Annotated in this window: 16 protein-coding genes; 13 read left to right on the top strand and 3 right to left on the bottom strand. The window is 74.3% G+C overall.

Going from position 1 to position 19,030, the window contains the following annotated elements; all coding sequences use genetic code 11:
- Window positions 1–45: 45 nt before the first annotated feature.
- Complete coding sequence (locus tag V1L54_RS26040; RefSeq protein ID WP_330120584.1) at window positions 46–978, bottom strand: AraC family transcriptional regulator; 933 nt, start codon at window positions 976–978, stop codon at window positions 46–48.
- A 95-nt stretch (window positions 979–1,073) separates the two neighbouring features.
- Between V1L54_RS26040 and V1L54_RS26035 the strand changes: the two genes are divergently transcribed.
- The 3 genes from V1L54_RS26035 (at window position 1,074) to V1L54_RS26025 (ending at window position 5,738) form a co-directional block, all read left to right on the top strand.
- Window positions 1,074–2,138: an acyl-CoA dehydrogenase family protein gene (locus V1L54_RS26035; protein WP_330120583.1), complete on the top strand. Its 1,065-nt coding sequence runs from the start codon at window positions 1,074–1,076 to the stop codon at window positions 2,136–2,138.
- Window positions 2,139–2,328: 190 nt separating this feature from the next.
- Window positions 2,329–3,939 (top strand): outer membrane protein assembly factor BamB family protein, encoded by a 1,611-nt coding sequence (locus tag V1L54_RS26030; protein WP_330120582.1) that lies wholly within the window; start codon window positions 2,329–2,331, stop codon window positions 3,937–3,939.
- A 197-nt stretch (window positions 3,940–4,136) separates the two neighbouring features.
- Window positions 4,137–5,738, top strand: a complete 1,602-nt coding sequence (locus tag V1L54_RS26025; RefSeq protein ID WP_330120581.1) for an SMI1/KNR4 family protein — start codon at window positions 4,137–4,139, stop codon at window positions 5,736–5,738.
- Window positions 5,739–5,898: 160 nt separating this feature from the next.
- Here V1L54_RS26025 and V1L54_RS26020 read toward each other — a convergent pair whose 3' ends face one another.
- On the bottom strand, window positions 5,899–6,771 hold the full coding sequence (locus V1L54_RS26020; RefSeq protein ID WP_330120580.1) for an aldo/keto reductase family oxidoreductase: 873 nt from the start codon (window positions 6,769–6,771) through the stop codon (window positions 5,899–5,901).
- Between the two features lie 185 nt (window positions 6,772–6,956).
- Between V1L54_RS26020 and V1L54_RS26015 the strand changes: the two genes are divergently transcribed.
- The 8 genes from V1L54_RS26015 (at window position 6,957) to V1L54_RS25980 (ending at window position 15,346) form a co-directional block, all read left to right on the top strand.
- Window positions 6,957–7,820 carry a LysR family transcriptional regulator gene (locus tag V1L54_RS26015; RefSeq protein WP_330120579.1) on the top strand — a complete coding sequence of 288 codons (864 nt, stop codon included), beginning with the start codon at window positions 6,957–6,959 and terminating at the stop codon, window positions 7,818–7,820.
- 505 nt (window positions 7,821–8,325) lie between these two features.
- Window positions 8,326–9,294 (top strand): alpha/beta hydrolase family protein, encoded by a 969-nt coding sequence (locus V1L54_RS26010; RefSeq protein WP_330120578.1) that lies wholly within the window; start codon window positions 8,326–8,328, stop codon window positions 9,292–9,294.
- Window positions 9,295–9,513: 219 nt separating this feature from the next.
- Window positions 9,514–9,666 carry a hypothetical protein gene (locus tag V1L54_RS26005; protein WP_330120577.1) on the top strand — a complete coding sequence of 51 codons (153 nt, stop codon included), beginning with the start codon at window positions 9,514–9,516 and terminating at the stop codon, window positions 9,664–9,666.
- The gene (gene pqqC / locus V1L54_RS26000) at window positions 9,651–10,355 is read left to right on the top strand and encodes a pyrroloquinoline-quinone synthase PqqC (protein ID WP_330120576.1); all 705 of its coding nucleotides are present in this window, start codon (window positions 9,651–9,653) and stop codon (window positions 10,353–10,355) included. The genes V1L54_RS26005 and pqqC overlap by 16 nt, the downstream gene beginning before the upstream one ends.
- Before the next feature lie 8 nt (window positions 10,356–10,363).
- Entirely contained in the window at window positions 10,364–11,794 is a 1,431-nt protein-coding gene (pqqE, locus tag V1L54_RS25995) for a pyrroloquinoline quinone biosynthesis protein PqqE (protein ID WP_330120575.1), read from the top strand.
- A complete protein-coding gene (gene pqqB, locus V1L54_RS25990) occupies window positions 11,784–12,662 on the top strand; it encodes a pyrroloquinoline quinone biosynthesis protein PqqB (protein ID WP_330120574.1) in 879 nt (292 codons plus the stop codon). The genes pqqE and pqqB overlap by 11 nt, the downstream gene beginning before the upstream one ends.
- Before the next feature lie 228 nt (window positions 12,663–12,890).
- Window positions 12,891–13,634, top strand: a complete 744-nt coding sequence (locus tag V1L54_RS25985; RefSeq protein WP_330120573.1) for a hypothetical protein — start codon at window positions 12,891–12,893, stop codon at window positions 13,632–13,634.
- An 89-nt stretch (window positions 13,635–13,723) separates the two neighbouring features.
- Entirely contained in the window at window positions 13,724–15,346 is a 1,623-nt protein-coding gene (locus V1L54_RS25980; RefSeq protein WP_330120572.1) for an outer membrane protein assembly factor BamB family protein, read from the top strand.
- 114 nt (window positions 15,347–15,460) lie between these two features.
- Here the strand turns inward: V1L54_RS25980 and V1L54_RS25975 are convergent, their stop codons facing one another.
- Window positions 15,461–16,714 carry a dienelactone hydrolase family protein gene (locus tag V1L54_RS25975; RefSeq protein WP_330120571.1) on the bottom strand — a complete coding sequence of 418 codons (1,254 nt, stop codon included), beginning with the start codon at window positions 16,712–16,714 and terminating at the stop codon, window positions 15,461–15,463.
- A 436-nt stretch (window positions 16,715–17,150) separates the two neighbouring features.
- Between V1L54_RS25975 and V1L54_RS25970 the strand changes: the two genes are divergently transcribed.
- Together V1L54_RS25970 and V1L54_RS25965 are read left to right on the top strand one after the other, a co-directional pair.
- Window positions 17,151–17,720, top strand: coding sequence for a TetR/AcrR family transcriptional regulator (locus tag V1L54_RS25970; protein WP_330120570.1), 570 nt, complete (start codon window positions 17,151–17,153; stop codon window positions 17,718–17,720).
- Window positions 17,721–17,806: 86 nt separating this feature from the next.
- Window positions 17,807–18,994, top strand: a complete 1,188-nt coding sequence (locus V1L54_RS25965) for a GDSL-type esterase/lipase family protein (RefSeq protein ID WP_330120569.1) — start codon at window positions 17,807–17,809, stop codon at window positions 18,992–18,994.
- Window positions 18,995–19,030 lie beyond the last annotated feature (36 nt).

Here is a 19,030-nt window from a genome sequence, read left to right as displayed (position 1 = left end):
CCGTCACCGCCGAACGTGGGACAGGGTCGCTCGTTCGGCAGGCCCTCAGCGCGCGTTCCCGGGTCCGGGGCAAGCGCCGTCGGAGATGAAGGAGTCCGCCGGAGTGCGGCGGAAACGCCCCGGCGACACCCCGTACTCGCGTCTGAACGCCGCCGAGAAGGCGAACTCCGTGGAGTACCCGACCTCGCGGGCGATCGTGGCCAGCGTGGCGTCGGTCTCCCGGAGCAGCCGTGCGCCACGGCTCAGCCGCCAGCTGATCAGGTAGGCCATCGGCGGCCGGCCCACCGCCGCGGTGAAGCGCCTGGTGAACGCCGCCCGGGGCAGCCCTGCCGCCTCGCTCAGCCGGGCCACCGACCACTGCCTCCGCGGGTTCTCGTGGATCACCCGGAGAGCGGCGGCGACGGCCGGATCGTCCATCTCCGGCCATGCGGCCGCGCCCTGCTGCTCGTGCCACTGGCGGAGCACGTGGACGAGGATCAGGTCCAGCAACGCGGGCAGTGTCGCCGCTGTGCCCGGCTGCGTGCCGGACACGTCGGTGCTGAGGAGTTCGGTCAGCGTCCGCAGGTGGGGGAGGCGGTCGTAGTCCGGCGACACCGTCACCAAGGGGGGCAGGGTGCTGAGGTACTGCGGGGCGGAGCCGTGCTCGAGGCGGTAGACCCCGCACAGGAACTCGAAGTCGAACGGTCCCGGCGCCGGCGGGATCCGCCCCATCACGGCCGGCGGCAGGTCCTCGAGGGCGCAGGGGACCCGGTTGAGGCCGTGCTCGGCACCGGTGGCGGTGAGCACGACGTCGCCCGGACGCAGCGGCACCGGTTCCTCGTCCGCGGTGATCAGCCAGCAGGTGCCCCGCAGGATGATGTGGAACCCGGTACCGGCGAAGGCGGGAAACCGAAGCCCCCGGGAATTCGACTGCCTGATGACGCGGCCGCCCGGACGCCCGACGCGCACCGTGCGGATCACTTCGCTCACCAGGTCCATGCGGGCGATCGTATCGGCGCGGGCGGCCAACCTCGTATGAGCCGGTACCGCTCGGACATGTCCGGCCACCGGCGGCGGGTGATTGGGTCGACGTCGTGATCGATTACCTGACGGACAACACGACGAGCAAGACCCTCCGCGCTCACGCCCAGCAGGCGGAGGCGGCCGACCGCCCGGCCCCGGAAAGCCTGGCCGCACTGCGTGGTGAAGGGGTCTTCGCCCTGCGGACGCCGCGGGAATCCGGAGGCGCCTGGGCGGACGTGAGCAGCGTGGCCCGCTGTCTGACCGCTCTCGGCCGGGCCTGCCCGTCCACGGCCTGGGTCGCCGGGACCTGCGCGACCGCGAAGAACCTTGTCGCGATGTCCTTCCCGGAGGCGTCGGTGCGGGACTTCTTCGCCGATCCGGACGCGCTCGCCTGCGGATCGGGCCTTCCCGCGGGCCGCGGCGAGCGGGTGGCCGACGGCGTACGCGTCAGTGGCCGCTGGCCGAACGTCTCGGGCTGCGAGGACGCGGCCTGGGCCGTGCTCGCCGTGCTGGTGGAAGGCACTTTCTCGCTCGCCGTGATACCGGTGGCCGACCTGACCGTCGAGCGGACCTGGCACACGGCCGGTATGCGCGGCACCGGAAGCCACACCCCGGTCGCAGCGGACCTGCTGGTGACGGCCGAGCGTGTCGCGGCAGTGGAGCCCTTCCCGCTCAAGGACCTCCTGCTGTACGCGATCACCACGCTGGGCCCGGTCGTGGGGGCGGCCAGAGGTGCGCTCGACGCGATCGGCGAGATGTTCGCCTCGGACCGGAAGCCGTTCATGAGCGACTACTCCCGGATGGGTGAGTCCCCTGCGGCCAGGCAGTGGCTGGCGGAGGCGACCCATCTGGTGGGACGCGCCGAGCGGACCATGTTCGCGGTCGCCCGGGAGGCGGAGACGAACGACCTGTCCGCTGCCGACAGGCCCCGTCTGCACATGGATCTCGCGGACGCCGGACGGGACTGCCGGGCCGCGGTGGAGCTCATGCTCGACCTGCACGGCGCGAGTGGGTTCGACACCTCCAACGCGCTCCAGAGGTACTGGCGGGATGTCGCCGTCGGCAGCCGCCACCCCCACCTCAACCCGTACCTCGCGGTCGAGAACTTCGGGGCGGCGCTGGTCGGTCACCTCTGATCGCAGCCGGGGCGGGGCCTCGGAGGGACCGTCCTGGGAACTCCGCCGCTCCGCCGTGGGCACACCCTCGGGAACCGGCCACGGGGCGGGGCCGGATGCCCGGATCGCCCCGTTGTGGTTTCTCCGGGTGGACATTAGCTTTCTCGCCGTCAAGCCGGTTCTCCGAGCGCCCGGACGGGCGGGGTGGGGCATGTCCATGCGGCACAAGCGGTACCTGCTGGCTTCCTTATCGTTCCTGCTGGCCGTCCTGGTCGGAGTGGCGGGCTCGACCGCCGTCGCCGTGCCGGACGGTACGTCCGGCACCGGGCCCGGCCGGCCCGGTGGGCCGGACCGGTGGGCGATGGGCGGGCACGATCTCGCCAACTCTCGCTCCAATCCGTCCGAGCGGCGGCTGGGGCCGTCCAACGCCGGTGAGCTCGCGGTGAAGTGGACGGCGACCGCCGAGGGGGACGTCTCGGCGACCCCGGCCGTGGTGGGCGGCGCGGTCTACTACCCCGACTGGGGTGGGAGGTTCTGGAAGGTCGACGCCCGTACCGGGAAGGTGTTCTGGTCCCGCAGCGTCGCCGAGTACACCGGGATCGAGGGCGCCGTCTCGCGCAGCAGCCCCGCCGTGGTGGGTGACACCGTCTTCATCGGCACCCAGCAGGGCGCCCGGTTGCTGGCGGTCGACACGGCCACGGGCGAGCTGCGCTGGAGCACGCCGGTGGACGACCACCCGTACGCGATCCTCACCCAGTCCCCGGCGGTGTACGGCGGAGTGGTGTACCAGGGTGTCTCCTCCGACGAGGAGACCGCCGCGGGCGACCCGGACTACCCGTGCTGCACCTTCCGGGGCAGCGTGGTGGCGACCGACGCCGGGACCGGCGAGGTGCTGTGGAAGACGTACACGACTCCCGAGGGGGAGGACCCGGCCGACGGCTTCTCCGGCGCCGCGACCTGGAGCGGCACCCCGGCGATCGATCCGGAGAGCGGGACGGTCTACATCACCACCGGCAACAACTACACCGTCCCGCAGAGCGTCACCGACTGCCAGGAGGCGGGCGGTACGGCGACCGAGTGCCTGCCGCCGGAGAACATGATCAACTCGTTCATCGCCTTCGACATGAAGACGGGCGAGGTGAAGTGGTCCACCGGTCAGGACCGCTTCGACTCCTGGAACACCGGCTGCCTGCCGCAGTTCCCGCCCAACAACTGCCCGATCATCCCCGGCCCGGACCACGACTTCGGTGACGGCGCGCACCTGTTCACGCTGTCCGGCGGCGAGCACGGCGAGGGCCGCAAGGCGGTGGGGGCCGGGCAGAAGAGCGGCGAGTACTGGATGCTCGACGCGACCACCGGCGAGGTGCTGTGGAGTTCGGCCGTCGGCCCGGGAGGCGAGTTCGGCGGCATCCAGTGGGGCACCGCCACCGACGGGGAGCGCATCTACTTCACCGAGACCAACATCAACGGTCTGCCGTACGAACTGCCGGACGGCCAGACCATCGACCACAGCTCCTTCGGGGCGCTCGACCCGGCCACCGGGGAGATCCTGTGGCAGGTGCCCGAGCCGCACCAGGGCACCGCGACCGCGGCGGTGAGCGTGGCCAACGGCGTCCTGTACGCGAGCTCGCTGAACAACCACATGTACGCGTTCGACGCCGCCACCGGCGAGCTGCTGTGGGACTTCGAGGGCGAGGGCGCCTCGGCGGCCGGTCCGGCGATCACCGGCGGGACGGTGTACTGGGGCAACGGCTACGCCCGGATCGGCCTGGGCGACCCGAGCCGGACGTTCTACGCGTTCTCCGCCCCGCGCCGCCCGTAGGACGGGGACGGAGACGGGCCCGGTTCCCGGGCCGGGCGCCGGGGGTGGCGGCAGTGCCGTCGCCCCCGGCGCCCGCGGTTTCCGGGGGCGCCGCATCGCCGCCGCCGTCGCCGTAGCCGTGGGGTGGGCGGCGGGGCCGTGTCAGGGGTGCCTGCCAGGATGGCCGGTGTCGCCGACACGACGGGGAGCAGCAGCACATGGTCGAGCAGGTGGCCCGCCGCATGGCCGGGAAGACCGTCACCGACGCGCCGGAGGGCTGGGCACGTGCCGTCCTCTCGGGCCGGGCGGGCGGCGGCGGAAGCAGCATGACCGGCGGCTACACGGTCCCCGGTGTCCGCGCCTCCGCACTGCCGTCCGACATGCACTCCCTGCTGAAGGAGCTCGCGGAGGCGGTGCGCGAGGACCGCGGCTGGGAGCCCGTCAGCTGGGAGATGGACTGCCGGTCCTCTGGTGAGTACCGGCTCACCGTGTTCACGGACGCCGTCGGCCGCGTGTCCGGGCAGGGCGGCGGGTACGAGATCGTCCTGGCTCCCGGTTACCGCCTGCCGCAGCCCGGGCTGCGGCAGGCGGCGGGCACCGCCGCCCCGGCCGGTGACCCGGAGTCGGCCGCGACGAGGTTCCGCGCGTACCTCGAACGGCGCGCCGCCGTCCTCGGCCACCCCGAGGAGCTGCCCCCGCCCGCCACCACCGCGGCGCTCGACGAGGCCGAACGCCGCATCGGCCGCCCGCTGCCCGCCGATCTGCGGGCGCTGTACCTGATCGCCGACGGGGACGGCATCGGGCACCGGCACCGCCATCTCATCGGGGGCCACGCCTGGCTGTCCCTGGAGAGCCTGGTCGCCGAGAACACCGAGTGGCGCGAGTGGCAGGACCGCCCCTGGCTCGGCTGGGACCTGGAGTGGAACGCGGTGGTCTTCGACGCCACGCCCGCCGACACCGTCCGCCGCTGCGGAGACCACCCCGGCTGGATCCGGTTCGCCGCCGACGGGGGCGGCAACCACCTCGCCGTGGACACGGCCCCCGCCCGCGACGGGCGGCCCGGCCAGGTCATCGCCACCGGCCGCGACCACGACGAAGGCCCCGAGTACGTCGCCGACTCCGTCTCCTCCCTGCTCCGGCAGCATCTGGAGCTGCTGGAGCACGGCTCCTACGAGGAGGAGGACGGCCGCATCTTCCTGGGCGGGCCCGCCCGCGCCCCGGGCACCCGGGAGATCGTCGGCGGCATCCCGGCGGAGGTCCCGCCCACCCTCCAGGCCATCCACATCAACGACGCCGCCGGCCTCGTCGGCCTCGGCCCGCTCACCGCCGCGCCCGGCCTGCGCCTGCTGAACCTCAACCGCTCCACCACCGCCGACCTGTCGCCCGTGCGCGGCCTGCCCGTCGAGTCCCTCCGGGCCGCCCTCGACGGCGGCGATCTCACCCCGCTCGCGGGGCACCCCCGGCTCGCCGCCCTCACCCTGCGCACCACCGCCCCGGTCGACCTCACCCCGCTGAGCACCGTCCCCCACCTGCACGGTCTCGACCTCTCCGGGGCCGAGACCCCTGACCTGGCCGTCCTGGCCGGTCTGGCGGGGCTGCGCTACCTCGCCCTCGCCCGGCGGCAGTGGGACGCGCTGCTCGACCGCCGCGCGGTCCCGCCCGCCCTGGCCGCCGTCCGGCTGGCCGGGGACCCGGCCGGGGACGGCGTGACCTTCGAGGACGCCCTCGCCCTGGCCGCCCGCCTGGGTCTGGACACCGGCGGCGCGCTCCGCGTCACCGGCGGTGTCACCGGCCACGGCGACGGGGCCGTACACGGCTGACGGCGGTCCGCCGGTGCGGGAGCGGGAGCGGGCGGCGGCCGGAGGCGCGGCGGCAGGCCCCCTCGTCGGCGGCGCGTCGTGCGGCCGGGCCCGGACCGCCCGCCTGCCGCTTGCTCGCTTGCTCGGCGCCGGGGCGGCCGCGGGACCGGGCCGCGTCCCGCTAGCGGCCGATCTCGTCCAGCTCGGCGAGGTCCTCGTCGGAGAGCTGGAGTCCCGCTCCCGCGGCGTTCTCGCGCAGGTGCGCCACCGACGAGGTCCCGGGGATGAGCAGGATGTTCGGCGACCGCCGCAGCAGCCAGGCCAGGGCGACCGACATCGGCGTCGCGTCCAGCCGGTCGGCCACGGCGGACAGGGCCGTGGACTGCAGCGGGGTGAAGCCGCCGAGCGGGAAGAAGGGCACGTAGGCGATGCCCTTGCCGGCGAGTTCGTCGATCAGCCCGTCGTCCTGGCGGTGGGCGAGGTTGTACATGTTCTGCACGCACACGATCGGCGCGATCTGCTGCGCCTCGGCGACCTGTTCCGCCGTCGCGTTGCTCACCCCGAGGTGCCGGATCAGGCCCTGCCGCTGGAGTTCGACGAGGGCCTCGAAGGGCTCGGCGAGCGAGCCGGGCTGGGGACCCTGGGCGTCGCCGAGCCGGAGGTTGACCACGTCGAGCACGTCGAGGCCGAGGTCCGCCAGGTTCTCGTGGACGGCGCGCCGCAGGTCCTCGGGCTTGCGGGCCGGGGGCCAGCCGCCCTGCTGGTCGCGCTCGGCGCCGACCTTGGTCACGATGTGCAGCGATTCGGGGTAGGGGCGCAGCGCCTCCCGGATCAGCTGGTTGGTGACCCGTGGCCCGTACACACCGGCGGTGTCGATATGGGTGATCCCGAGTGCGACGGCCTCGCGCAGCACGGCGAGCGCGCCGTCGCGGTCGGCGGGCGGGCCCATGACCCCGGGGCCGGCGAGCTGCATGGCGCCGTAGCCGAAGCGGGTGACGGTCAGACCGCCCAGGGTCCAGGTGCCGCCGGGCAGCGATGCGGAGGGGGTGTTCATGGCTGTGCCTTTCCTGCTGAACCGGATACCGCGGAGGGCTGCTTGTCACTCGGTCCGCCGTTCGTCACCGGCGCGATCCGCGTTTCGCCCATGCCGTCGATGCTCGCCCGCGGACCGGGTGCGCATCCAATACCGGTACGGCGCTCTGTCATACCCCGCGGGTATCACCGACGTACGCTGGTGACATGGACACCGTGGAGACCCGCGAGCTGAGGTACTTCGTGGCCGTCGCCGAGGAGCTGCACTTCGGCCGCGCCGCCGAACGCCTCGGCATGGCCCAGCCACCGCTGTCCCGGGCGATCCGGCAGCTCGAGCGGCGCCTCGGCGTCACCCTGCTGGAACGCGACCGCCGCGGTGTCGCCCTGACCGGCGCCGGGGAGGTGCTGCTGAGCGAGGGCCGCGCGGCCCTCGACGCGGTCACCGCCGCCGTCCGCCGCACCCGGCGCGCCGGTGGCGCCGGCGGTCCGGGCGGCCCCCGGGAACGCCTGGTGCTGGCGGTGAAGGCCGGCGCGTCCCACGAGTTGCTGCACAAGCTGCTCGACGCCTACGCGGCCGAGCCCGGCGCCGCCGAGGTCGAGGTGCTGCCGAGCGGCACGTGCGAGCAGGGGGAGATGCTGCGCGACGGCCGCGCCGACGTGGCGCTCATGCACAAGCCGTTCAACTCCCTCGCCGGGTTCGACAGCGAGGAGCTGGCCACCGAGGGGCAGATCGCCATCCTGCCCGCCGGGCACCCGCTCGCCGCGCACCGGGCCCTGTCCCTGGCCGACGTCACCGACATCCCCGATCTTCCGCTCGCCCGCTGGGCGCGCAACGGCACGTATCCGCCCGGGCCGGGTCCCGAGATCCACGACCAGACACAGCTCGCCCAGCTGATCGCGCTCGGCCGCACCGTGGCGGTCTTCCCCGAGTCCGCCCGCGCCTGGCTGTGGGCCGAGCACACCGCCGTCCCCCTGACCGACGCGCGCCCCGTCGTCACCCACATCGCCTGGCCCGCGCACAGCCGCTCCCTCGCCCTCGCCAAGCTGGTCCGCACGGCCACCCGGCTGTGAGCTTCCCGCGCCCTCCCGTGTCGCTCCCGCCCCGCTGACGCGCCCTTGACGTGCCCGCCGACCGCCGGTCGGCGGGACGGTTCCCGCGCCTCCTTCCGGACCGCCGGGGCAGGGACCCGGCCGGCGCCCCGGGCCTCCCCGCGGCCGGTGGCCGTCCCGGCCGCCGCGGGCTCCGCCCCCGCGTGAATCGCCGTATGCACCACCGCTTGAGGCCAGATCAGAGCGCTCTCGCGCACACGGGCGGCCCAGCGCCGGTTCTCGTTCCGGCACCCCCTGTTCTCCCGGCCCGCGGCGGGTGCCGCGCCGCCCCGCCGACACCCTTTGACAAAACGGAACACTGATCCGTATGTTGATCGGAACGACGTTCCGCTTTCGGCGCGGCCGAAACCGGGCGTTCCCGACCGCCCCGTCCGCCGCCGGTCCCGGCCGACTGCCGTCCGACCTCCGTCCGGTTGCCGCCCTGGTGGAGCCGGTGGCGGAAACTCCTCGAAGGAAAGCACTCACCATGAGCGAATCGACTCCCGCAGCCGGCACCGCCGGTGCGCCCACTCCCGTCCTCTCGGTCGGCCCGGTGGTGCTGCCGGCCCCCGACCGCGCCGTGGACCTGGAGGTGAAGGTCTCCGCACCCGTGGCCGGGAGCGGCCTGCCCGTCGTCCTCCTCTCCCACGGGCTGGGGCTCTCCAACCACCTCTCCTCGCTGCACGGTTACGCCCCGCTCGCCGACTTCTGGGCGGCGCACGGCTTCGTCGTGATCCAGCCCACCCATCTGGACTCGGCGACGCTGAGGACGCTCGTCCCGGCCACCGGCGCCGCCGGTGCGCCGCAGCACTGGCGGTCACGGGCCGAGGACATGAGGCGCGTCCTCGACCGGCTCGACGAGATCGAGGCCGCCGTCCCCGGGCTCGCCGGGCGCCTGGACCACGGCAGGATCGCCGTGGCCGGGCACTCGATGGGCGGGCACACCGCGAGCCTGCTGCTGGGCGCCCGGCTCACCGATCCGCACGACGGAACGGAAGTCGACCTCACCGAGCCCCGGATCACGGCGGGTGTGCTGCTCGCCTCGACCGGCAGGGGCGGCGACGCCCTCGTCCCGGCCATGGCCGAGAGCTGTCCCTTCCTCCTGAGCACCGACTTCTCCACGATGACGGCCCCCACGCTCGTGGTCGCCGGCGACAAGGACGCCTCCGCCCATCTGACGGTCAGCGGCCCGGACTGGCACGCCGACCCGTACGTCCTCTCCCCCGGTCCCAAGTCCCTGCTCACCCTGTTCGGCGCGGAGCACGGGCTCGGCGGCGTCTCCGGCTACGACGTCGCCGAGACCACGGACGAGAACCCCGAGCGGGTGGCCGTGGTCCAGCGGCTCACCTGGGCCTACCTCCGCAGCGCGCTCCACCCCGGGGACCCCGCCTGGCGGACGGCCCGCGAGGCGCTGGCGGCCGACCCGGACCCGCTCGGACGGATCGAGTCCAAGTAGGCCGGGCAGGCCCGGAGGGCGCCCGCCGCCCGGCCGGGAAGCCCCGGCGCCCGGCGGCCGATTCTCGACCTTGACGGTGGATCAGCGGAAACATACGTTCCCATTCGGCACGTGCCGAACGCTTGACGCGCAGCTGACTCCGTCAAACCCGCAACGGTTTCCGTATTCCGGATCCACCGGCGTGCGGAGAACTCCGCCGAGCATCGGAAGGTGACCCCCATGAACATCCCCGTGAGCACCGAGAAGCCGGCCACCGCGCCGCCGCCCGCCACCGCCCGCCGCACCTGGCAGCCCCCGGTGGTCGAGTGCCGCGAGGTGCGCGCCGAGGTGACCGCCTACGCCGGGGCCCGTCCCGCGTGGCCGAAGCGCTGACCCGGGCCGGCTTCACGGCGGCCCTGCGCGGGCTGTCCGTGCGGTACTGGGACACCCACCCGTTCCAGCTCCGGCTGCACGAGGGCCGGTGCACCCAGGACGAGGTCCGCTCCTGGGTCGCCAACCGCTGGTACTACCAGCGGTGCCTGTCACAGAAGAACGGGGCGATCATCGCCAACTGCCCGCTTCCCGCGGTGCGGCGGCGGTGGGCGGAACGCATCCTGTTCCAGGACGGCCGCGACGACGGTGAGGGCGGGCTGGAGGACTGGCTCGTCCTCGCCGAGGCCGTCGGCCTGTCCCGGGAGGAGGTCCGCGAGGAGCGGCACGTACTGCCCGGGGTGCGGTTCGCCGTCGACTCCTACGTCCACTTCTGCCGGACGCGGCCGTGGATCGAGGGCGTCGCGGCCGGTCTGACGGAACTGTTCGCCCCCGGCCACATGGCGGACCGGATCGCCGCCTGGCAGCGCCACTACCCCTGGATCAAACCCGAGGGCTACGCCTACTTCGCCACCCGGATCCCGGTGGTGGAGGGGGACGCCGAGTACACCCTCGGCCTGGTGCTGGACCACTGCGCCACCCGCGAGCAGCAGGACCGCGCCGTCGCCGCGCTCGGCTTCAAGTGCGACGTGCTGCGCGGCGTGCTGGACGCCGTCGAGTACGCGGCGGGCCGGCCGGCGGGCGTACGGTGACGCCGCCGGTGCCGGTCCCGCCCGGCGGCCGCCCGGCGCTGGGCCGCGGGGTGCGCCTGGCGTACGACGGGGTGCGCGGCCGGCCGGCGCTGCTCTACCCCGAGGGCGTGCTGCTGCTCAACGAGTCGGCCGCCGCGGTGCTCACCCGGTGCGACGGCACCCGGACGGTCGACGCCATCGCCGGTGATCTGGCCGCCGAGTACGACGGGGTCGCCGCCGGGGACGTCGCGGCGGTGGTGGCGGAGGTCGCCGGCCGGCACCTGGTGGACTTCGACCCGCCGGCGCCCGTACCGGTCGCTCCGCCCGCCGGAGCGGGCGCCCCGGCGGGCGGGCCGCCGCCGGACCCACCGCCGGATCCGGCCCCGATCGGCATGGTGGCCGAGCTGACGTACCGGTGCCCGCTGCACTGCCCGTACTGCTCCAACCCGGTCGACATGCGCCCCTACCGCGACGAGCTCGGCACCGGCGACTGGCTCCGCGTGCTCGGCGAGGCCCGCAGCCTGGGAGTGCTCCAGGTGCACTTCTCCGGCGGCGAGCCCGCGCTCCGCCGCGATCTGGCGGACCTCGTCGGCGAGGCGCACCGGCTGGGCGCCTACACGAACCTGGTCACCAGCGGCATCCCGATGGACGCCGGGCGGCTGGCCGAGCTGGCCGCCGCCGGGCTGGACCACGTCCAGCTCTCCTTCCAGGACGCGGTGGCCGGTCCGGCCGACGCCGTCGCCGGCATGCCGGCGCACACGCGCAAGACGGAGGTGGCCGCCGCGGTCACCGCCGCGGGCCTGCCGCTGACCGTCAACGCGGTGCTGCACCGCGGGAACGTCACCCGGCTGCTCGACATCACCCGGCTGGCCGCGGAACTGGGCGCCGACCGCCTGGAACTCGCGCACACCCAGTACTACGGCTGGGGACTGCGCAACCGCGCGGTGCTGATGCCCACCGAGGAGCAGATCGCCACCGCGGAGCGCGACGCCGCCGAGGCCCGGGAGCGGTACGGCGACCGGATGCAGATCGTCTACGTCGTCCCGGACCACCATCTGGCCCGGCCGAAGGCGTGCATGGCGGGTTGGGGCAGCCGGATGTTCGTGATCGCGCCGAACGGCGACGTCCTGCCGTGTCTGGCCGCAGCGCAGCTCCCGGGCCTGGAGCCGCCCGGTGTGCGCACCGGTTCGCTGGCGGACGCCTGGTACCGGTCGGAGGCGTTCGACCGCTTCCGGGGCACGGGGTGGATGCGGGAGCCGTGCCGGAGCTGCCCGCTGAAGGAGGAGGACCTCGGCGGCTGCCGCTGCCAGGCGTTCCAGCTCACCGGCGACGCGGCGGCCACCGACCCGGTGTGCGAACTGTCGCCGCACCACGGCCTGGTGGCGGCGGCGCTCACCGAGGCCCGCACCGGTGACGGGGCCCGTCGCCCGGTGCCGCGCCGTCCGGGCGGTGGCGGCTGACATGCGGGTACGGGTGCTCGGTACGGCGGCCGGGGGCGGGCTGCCGCAGTGGAACTGCGCCTGCGAGGTGTGCGGCGCGGCACGGGCCGCCGCCACCGGGCGCACCCAGGACTGCCTCGCCGTCAGCGGCGACGGCACGGCGTGGTGGCTGGTCAACGCCTCGCCGGACATCCGTAGCCAGATTCTCGCCGCGCCCGAGCTGGTGCCCGGCCCGGCCCGGCGGCGGACGCCCCTGCGCGGCGCCCTCCTCACCAGCGCCGAGCTCGACCACACCCTGGGGCTGGCCGCGCTGCGGGAGGCGCGGGACTTCACGGTGCACGGCACGGCGGCCGTGCTGGAGGCGCTGCCGGTGCGCGGCGTCATCGACCCGTACGGCGGCTTCCGGTGGAGCCCGGTCGGGAACACGGAGCTGGAGCTGGCGGGCGGGCTGACCGTCCGGGCGGTCCCCGTGGGCCGCAAGCGGCCCCGGTACGCCGCCGGAGCGCCGGACGCCGGCGACTGGGTGGTGGCGTACCGCCTCACCGACCCCCGCACCGGCGGGGTGCTCGTCTACGCACCGTGTCTGGCCGCCTGGTCGCCCGCGCTCGCGGCGGCGGCCGAGGGGGCCGGCTGCGTCCTGCTGGACGGCTCGTTCTTCACCGACGACGAGATGACCGAGCGGACCGGCGCCGGTCCCACGGCCCTGGCCATGGGGCATCTGCCGATCTCCGACAGCCTGGCGCGGCGCGCGGCGTATCCGTCCGCCCGCTGGCTGTACACCCATCTCAACAACACCAACCCGGTCCTGGTGGAGGACTCCCCGCAGCGGCGGGCCGTGGAGCGGGCGGGCGCCGAGGTGGCCGCGGACGGGATGCTGCTGGAGCTGTGAACGGCCGGGTGAAGGTGTGTCCTGCCGGGGTCCGACGGGTCCGGGAGCGGGCCGGGGCGCGGCCGCCACACGGGCGTCGGCAACAGGGCGCACCCAATAGGGTGATCTTTCATCTTTGATGGCCGAGGCCGAAGCCGAGTACCGGGAGATCGAGCGCAAACACGCCGAGCTGGCCCGCGAACGACAGGCCGATGCCGGACAGGCACCCCACCTGGATCAGGATGCCGCATGACCACGGTCAGAGAGCATGCCCACCTGCTCGACAGCGAGGGCCTGTCCCAGTGGGTGCGCGGCGACCGTCGCACGGGTCTGCGGATCAAGAAAGCCGAACGTCAAGGCATCCGGGTGATGACCACCTCCATGACCATGATCGAGGCGTACGACCCGACACGACACAAACCCGCCTGGCAGTGGGCACTGTCCCGCATCCACATCGAGCCGGCGCCCGAAGACCTCGCCAAGGGGGCCGTCGAACTGCTCAAGGAGACGGGCCTGCACGGTCACAAGTACGCCATCGACGCCGCCGTCGCCCTGCGGCAGCCCGGACCGGTCACCGTCTTCGCCTCCGACGAGGACGACATGCGCGAGCTGTGCGGCGACCGCGTGGTGGCCGTGCGGCTCTGGTCACGGGACACCCGTAGGGCCGGGTGCCGCCCGTCGCCGTACCGGGCGCGGTACGGCGACGGGCGGCACCCGGCCAGTTTCGGGGCGGGGCGGAACGGGCGGGAGCCGCCGGGGGTGACGCCCCGGCGGCGGGCGGGCGGCTTCGGGGTTACGGCGGGGTGTCGGCCACACCGCCAGGATGCCCGGCGCGCGGGGACGGCGGGCGTCCTCCGTACCGCCGCGGGGTCCGCGCTGGTCCACGGCCCGCGGTCCCGGCGGCGGGAGCGCCCGGGCGCGGCCCGCCGGGAATGGCCGCGGCGCGCCTTGACCGGCGGACCGGCCGTTGTGGACTCCCCCCTTCCGCACTAGCTTCCCCGCCGTCGGAAGTCGTCAGTAGTCGTCAGTAGTCGTCAGTATCGGTATCTCGCGCCCCCGTCGGAGGGGGCAGGACGGTGACCATGCGACGCAAAAGGTGCCTGTTATCCCCGGCTCTGTCCCTGTTCCTGGCGGTCCTGGTCGGTACGGCGGGCTCGCCCGCCGCCGCCGCAGCGCCCCCGGACACCGCGCCGGACGGGGCGACCGCCGCCGACCCCGGCCGCCCCGGCGGGCCGGACCAGTGGCCGATGGGCGGACACGACCTCGCCAACTCGCGCTCCAACCCGTTCGAGCGGCACCTGAAGCCGTCGAACGCCGGTGACCTCGCGGTGAAGTGGACCGCGACCACCGAGGGCGACGTCTCCGCGACACCCGCCGTGGTGGACGGCGCGGTCTACTACCCCGACTGGGGCGGGAGGTTCTGGAAGGTCGACGCGGAGACCGGGGAAGTGATCTGGTCCCGCAGCGTCGCCGAGTACACCGGCATCGAGGGCGCCGTCTCGCGCAGCAGCCCCGCCGTCGTCGGCGACACCGTCTACCTCGGCACCCAGCAGGGCGCCCGGCTCCTCGCCGTCGACACGGCCACCGGCGACCTGCGCTGGAGCACCCCGGTGGACGACCACCCGCGCGCGATCCTCACCCAGTCGCCGACGGTGTACGGCGGAGTGGTGTACCAGAGCGTCTCCTCCGACGAGGAACCCGCCGCGGCGGACCCCGACTACCCGTGCTGCACCTTCCGGGGCAACGTGGTGGCCGCCGACGCCGGGACCGGCGAGGTGCTGTGGAAGACGTACGCCATCCCCGAGCAGGAGGACCCGGCCGACGGCTTCAGCGGCGCGGCGATCTGGAGCGGGAGCCCGGCGGTCGACCCGGAGAGCGGGACGGTCTACGTCACCTCGGGCAACAACTACACCGTCCCGCGGAGCGTGACCGAGTGCCAGGAGGCGGGCGGCAAGCCGTCCGAGTGCCTGCCGCCGGAGAACCGGATCAACTCCTTCATCGCCCTGGACATGAAGACCGGTGAGATCAAGTGGTCCACCGGTCAGGACCGCTTCGACTCCTGGAACATCAACTGCCTGCCGGGCTTCCCGCCGGACAACTGCCCGATCCCGGGCCCGGACCACGACTTCGCCGACGGCGCCCATCTGTTCACCCTCTCCGGCGGCGCGCACGGCGAGGCGCGCAAGGCCGTCGGCGCCGGGCAGAAGAGCGGCGAGTACTGGATGCTCGACGCGACCACCGGCGAGGTGCTGTGGAGCTCGGCCGTCGGCCCGGGTTCGGAACTGGGCGGGATCCAGTGGGGCACCGCGAGCGACGGTGAGCGCATCTACTTCGCCGAGAGCAACGTGAACGGCATGGAGCACGAGCTGCCGAGCGGGGAGGTCATCGACCACAGCTCCTTCGGCGCGCTCGACCCGGCCACCGGAGAGGTGATCTGGCAGGTGCCCGAACCGCACGGGGGTACCGCGATCGCGGCGGTGAGCGTGGCCAACGGCGTCCTGTACGCCGGGTCCCTGAACAACCACATGTACGCGTTCGACGCCGCCACCGGCGAACTGCTGTGGGACTTCGAGGGCGAGGGCGCCTCCATGTCCGGCCCGGCGGTCACCGGCGGGACGGTCTACTGGGGCAACGGCTACGCCCGGGTCCGCGGGGCCGACTCGAGCAGGACGTTCTACGCGTTCTCCGTCGGCCCCCGCCCGTAGCGCGGCGCGGTACGGGCGGACCGGTGCCGGGCCCCGGGCGTCCTCCCCGCGCGCCGGGCCCCGCCGGGGAGTCCGGGCAGTCCCCGGACTCCCCGGGCTCCTCCGCCCGCCTGCTCACCGCCGCGGTCCCGGGCCGGGGGCGGTCCTGCCCACCCACTCGTCCAGCCAGGCGAACGCCGCGTCCTGCATCGCCGCGGCGAAGACATGGCCGAGGCCCGGCCAGAGCTCCGTCCGCAGCCGCTCGTCCGCGTTCTGGGAGCGCCAGACGGCGCGCAGCTTCCGGTACGCCGTCTCCACTCCCTCGGGTGTGAACAGCGGGTCCCGCTCCCCGGCCAGGAACAGCATCGGTCCGGGGGCGGCGATGCTCGCCACGTCGGGGATGTCCAGATGGCGCGGGAGACCGGGGTGGAGCATGAAGTAGGCGGACTGGCCGCGCAGGGTGTTGCTCCCCGGCACCGTCAGCTCCTTCAGGCCCGTCATCCAGCAGGCGGCCACCGCCGCGCCGACATGGTCCGAGAGCGCGGCCACCTGCCAGGCCCGGTAGGCGCCCATCGAGAAGCCCAGCGCCGCGACGCGCTCGCCGTCCACCTCGGGGAGACGGGCGAGGAAGGCCGCCGCGCGCTCGTCCTCGCGGGCCAGCAGGCCGGCCGGTGAGGCGCCGAGGTGGAACAGGTTGGCCGCCAGCGCCTGCTGCCCCTCGTAGGCCAGGCCGCAGCGGTCGCCCCAGCCCGGGGCGTCGACGGCGAGGACCGCGTAGCCCCGCCGGGCGAGTTCGTCGCCCACGAAGCGCCCGCCGAAGCGTTTCTCCGCCCAGTCCCGTGCCGAGGACAGCCGCGTCTCGTCGTACCAGGGCCGTACGAGTTTCTCCTTGCCGATGTCGAACCTCGAACCGTGGTCGTGCAGCAGGAGCACTGCCGGGAACGGCCCCCTCCCCCGCGGCAGCAGCACCGTCGCCCGTACCCGGCTGAAGCGGGTCACGTTGAACAGGACGATCCGGTGGCGGACGCCCTCCGCCACCCGCTCGTCGAGCACCTCCGCGTGGAAGGGGGTGTCGTCCCTCGGCTGGAAGAGGTGCTCCTCCACCTTGGTGCGGGCGACCTGGCGCCAGGTGCGGAAGTCGCGGATCGGGGAGGTGCCCCAGGCGAGCGGGAAGGTCAGCTCGGCTCTGAGCCGCTCGTGGCAGGCCGGGAGGCCGTCGCCGGTGACGCCCGGTGACTCGAAGCCGGGCGTGTCCGGGACGGTGTCCGTGTCATCGGGCGGGTGCGCGTCCGGCGCGTCGGCCGTCGCCGCGCCGCCGCCGGGCCGCGGGCCGGCCGACGAGAACGCCGTCGTCAGGGCGTCGGAGATCCTTCTCCGTATCCGTGTCATGCGTGCATCCCTCGCCTGTGGGGACGGCCCCCGCGTCGCACGAGGGCCGAAGCGACAAAGCGGAAGCTAACGAGCCGGTTCCGCCGCAGCAAGGGCTTGCGCCGGGTTCATGGGCGGCTCGGCCGTCGCGGCCCGCCGGAGCGCCCAGGGGATCCTTCCCGCTCCCGAGGGTCCGGAGCCGGTCGCCGGAGTCGGCGGGAGCGCTCATGCCCGGTCGCCTCCGGCACCCGGACCGCAAACGTTTGCGGCCCGGCGCGCGAGCGCCGGGCCTCGGCGTTTCGGCGGCAGGACGCGGTGGCGGCCCGCCGGCCCCGCTCGGCGCGGGCCGTCTCTGCTTCCTCTCCACAACCACAAACGATCCGGCGAAGAGTCACACCGATTTGCCTAACACTTTTAGGTAAATGCATAATCAGGTAAGGCGAACGAGAGGACGGCCATGACACGCGCGGGACTGACCGCGGAACGTCTGACCCGGGCGGGAGCGGAACTGGCCGACGAGGTCGGCTTCGACCAGGTGACCGTCTCGGCGCTCGCCAGACGGTTCGACGTCAAGGTCGCGAGCCTGTACTCGCACCTGAGAAGCTCCCATGACCTGCGGACCAGGATCGCCCTGCTCGCCCTGGAGGAGCTCGCCGACCGGGCCGCCGACGCCCTGGCCGGGCGGGCCGGCAAGGACGCCCTGACCGCCCTGGCGAACGTCTACCGCGACTACGCCCGGGAGCACCCCGGCCGCTACGCCGCGGCCCAGCTCCGGCTCGACCCCGAGACGGCGGCCACCAGCGCCGGCGTCCGGCACGCGCGGATGACGCGGGCCCTCCTGCGCGGCTACGACCTGGCCGAACCGGACCAGACGCACGCGGTCCGGCTGCTGGGCAGCGTCTTCCACGGCTACGTCAGCCTGGAACTGGGCGGCGGGTTCAGCCACAGCGCGCCCGACACCCAGGAGACCTGGACACGGATCCTGGACGCCCTCGACGCCCTGCTGCGGAACTGGCCCGCGCCCTGACCCGCACCGGCACCCCGCCGGCCCCGCGCGGACGGGACCGGGCGGCCCGCCCCCAGCGACCGACACCTCATCGACAGGTTGGGACCATGCACCCCGAGCACCACTGGATCACCACGCCCATCACCGCCGGACTCCTGCGCGGCGCCCTCGACCTGGAGCGCACCGAGCACGGTCTGCTGCCGCACCGGCTGCCCGCCAGGGCCCGCGCCCAGTGCGCCGACGGGCAGCTCGCCATGGCCGAGTCCCAGCCCTCCGGCGTACGGCTGGCCTTCCGCACCCGGGCCACCGCCGTCGAGCTGGACACCCGGCCCACCAAGCGGGTCTACGCCGGCGCCCCGCCCCGCCCCGACGGCGTGTACGACCTGCTCGTCGACGGCCGCCTGACCGGCCAGGCCACCGTCTCCGGCGGCGACACCGTGACCGTCGACATGGCCACCGGAGCCGTCGAGCACCGCCCCGGCCCGGCCGGCACCCTGCGCTTCACCGATCTGCCCGGCGGCGACAAGGACGTCGAGATCTGGCTGCCGCACAACGAGACCACCGAGCTTCTCGCCCTGCGCACCGACGCCCCCGTCGAGCCCGCGCCGGACCGGGGCCGCCGGGTGTGGCTGCACCACGGCAGTTCGATCAGCCACGGCTCCGACGCCGCGAGCCCCACCGCCACCTGGCCCGCGCTCGCCGCCGCCCGCGGCGGGGTGGAGCTGGTCAACCTCGGTCTGGGCGGCAGTGCCCTGCTCGACCCGTTCACCGCCCGCGCGATGCGCGACACCCCCGCCGACCTGATCAGCGTCAAGATCGGCATCAACCTGGTCAACGGCGACGTGATGCGGCTGCGCGCCTTCACCCCGGCCGTACACGGCTTCCTCGACACCCTCCGCGAGGGCCATCCCACCGCGCCGCTGCTGGTCGTCTCGCCCGTCCACTGCCCGCTCCACGAGGACACCCCGGGCCCGCTCGCCTTCGATCTCGACGCGCTCGGCGAGGGGAAGCTGCGGTTCCGGGCCACCGGCGATCCCGCCGAGCGCGCCGCCGGGAAGCTGACCCTGCGCGTCATCCGGGAGGAACTGGCCCGGATCGTGCGGCAGCGGGCGGCCGAGGACCCCCATCTGCACTACCTCGACGGTCTCGACCTCTACGGCGAGGCCGACTTCGCCGAGCTGCCGCTGCCCGACGGGCTCCACCCGGACGCCGCCGCCCACCGCCGCATCGGCGAGCGCTTCGCCGCCCTGGCCTTCGCCGACGGCCCCTTCTCCGCCGGCCGCGCCGCCGCCTGAGACCGGCGCGGCGCGGCCGGCCGCCACCCACCCGCG

This window comes from Streptomyces rubellus (assembly GCF_036323805.1).
Taxonomy (GTDB): Bacteria; Actinomycetota; Actinomycetes; order Streptomycetales; family Streptomycetaceae; genus Streptomyces.
This window is presented reverse-complemented; position numbering and strand designations above follow the sequence as displayed.

What these genes read in the sequence shown, in the direction of transcription:
- V1L54_RS26040 (WP_330120584.1), bottom strand. Translation starts at nt 978, where the DNA reads ATGGACCTGGTGAGCGAAGTGATCCGCACGGTGCGCGTCGGGCGTCCG.
- V1L54_RS26030 (WP_330120582.1), top strand. Translation starts at nt 2,329, where the DNA reads ATGTCCATGCGGCACAAGCGGTACCTGCTGGCTTCCTTATCGTTCCTG.
- V1L54_RS26025 (WP_330120581.1), top strand. Translation starts at nt 4,137, where the DNA reads ATGGTCGAGCAGGTGGCCCGCCGCATGGCCGGGAAGACCGTCACCGAC.
- V1L54_RS26020 (WP_330120580.1), bottom strand. Translation starts at nt 6,771, where the DNA reads ATGAACACCCCCTCCGCATCGCTGCCCGGCGGCACCTGGACCCTGGGC.
- V1L54_RS26015 (WP_330120579.1), top strand. Translation starts at nt 6,957, where the DNA reads ATGGACACCGTGGAGACCCGCGAGCTGAGGTACTTCGTGGCCGTCGCC.
- V1L54_RS26010 (WP_330120578.1), top strand. Translation starts at nt 8,326, where the DNA reads ATGAGCGAATCGACTCCCGCAGCCGGCACCGCCGGTGCGCCCACTCCC.
- V1L54_RS26005 (WP_330120577.1), top strand. Translation starts at nt 9,514, where the DNA reads ATGAACATCCCCGTGAGCACCGAGAAGCCGGCCACCGCGCCGCCGCCC.
- V1L54_RS25985 (WP_330120573.1), top strand. Translation starts at nt 12,891, where the DNA reads ATGACCACGGTCAGAGAGCATGCCCACCTGCTCGACAGCGAGGGCCTG.
- V1L54_RS25980 (WP_330120572.1), top strand. Translation starts at nt 13,724, where the DNA reads ATGCGACGCAAAAGGTGCCTGTTATCCCCGGCTCTGTCCCTGTTCCTG.
- V1L54_RS25975 (WP_330120571.1), bottom strand. Translation starts at nt 16,714, where the DNA reads ATGACACGGATACGGAGAAGGATCTCCGACGCCCTGACGACGGCGTTC.
- V1L54_RS25970 (WP_330120570.1), top strand. Translation starts at nt 17,151, where the DNA reads ATGACACGCGCGGGACTGACCGCGGAACGTCTGACCCGGGCGGGAGCG.
- V1L54_RS25965 (WP_330120569.1), top strand. Translation starts at nt 17,807, where the DNA reads ATGCACCCCGAGCACCACTGGATCACCACGCCCATCACCGCCGGACTC.